Source organism: Marinobacter sp. ES-1 (assembly GCF_000475255.1).
In the GTDB taxonomy this organism is placed as follows: Bacteria; Pseudomonadota; Gammaproteobacteria; order Pseudomonadales; family Oleiphilaceae; genus Marinobacter; species Marinobacter vinifirmus.
This window is the reverse complement of sequence record NZ_AXBV01000104.1, coordinates 1-708: the sequence shown is the minus strand read 5'-3', so window position 1 is coordinate 708 and position 708 is coordinate 1. Positions and strand designations below refer to the sequence as shown.

Genomic DNA, 708 nt, shown 5'->3' with positions numbered 1-708 from the left:
AGACTCTCAACATAGTCTCGAGCCCGGCGAGCATGATGCACCGGGTGATTGTCGAGGATCAGGAACACCGGCTTTTCGGAATCCTGGACCAGTGCTTTGAGGAACCCGATGAAGGCATCGGTGTTCATGTTTCCCTTGATCGTTTTGAAGCGCAGTTCGCCGCGGGGTGAAATGGCAGAAATCATGTTAATGCTGAAACGGCTTCCGGTATTGCGAATAACTGGCGTCTCTCCAATGGGCGCCCAGGTAGTCCCACTGTGGTAGTCGGAGCGAATGCTAGCCTCATCGCCAAAGTAGATCGTAGCGCCAACCTTCTTGGCTTCTTTGCGAATCTCTGGGTAGGTCTCTTCCTTCCACTGCTTCACAGCCTCCGGCTTCTGCTGGTACGCCCGATGCAGCGGCTTTTGAGGCGTCAGCCCCAGGTTGCGAAGCAGGCGACCGACGGACACATCGCTCAGTCGCACGTTGAACTTTTGCCGGATCAATTCACGCACACGACCCCGGGTCCACAGGGCGAAATTAAACTTCAGTTGGTCCGGCGTGAAGGTGGTAATCCAGGTATACAGCTCCCGAATCTGTTCGCCGCTCAACTTCTTGGGACGACCGGAAATCTGCTTGGCTTTAAGCGCTTCAAAGCCGCCCTCGCGGTAGGCTGCAAGCCACTCATAAATCCGGGCTCGACTCATGCCCAAAGCTTTGATCACCACT

1 protein-coding gene is annotated in these 708 nt (G+C 55.4%); it reads right to left on the bottom strand.

Going from position 1 to position 708, the window contains the following annotated elements:
• On the bottom strand, window positions 1–708 hold a 708-nt coding region (locus Q668_RS16090; protein ID WP_022990653.1), incomplete at both ends, for an IS630 family transposase.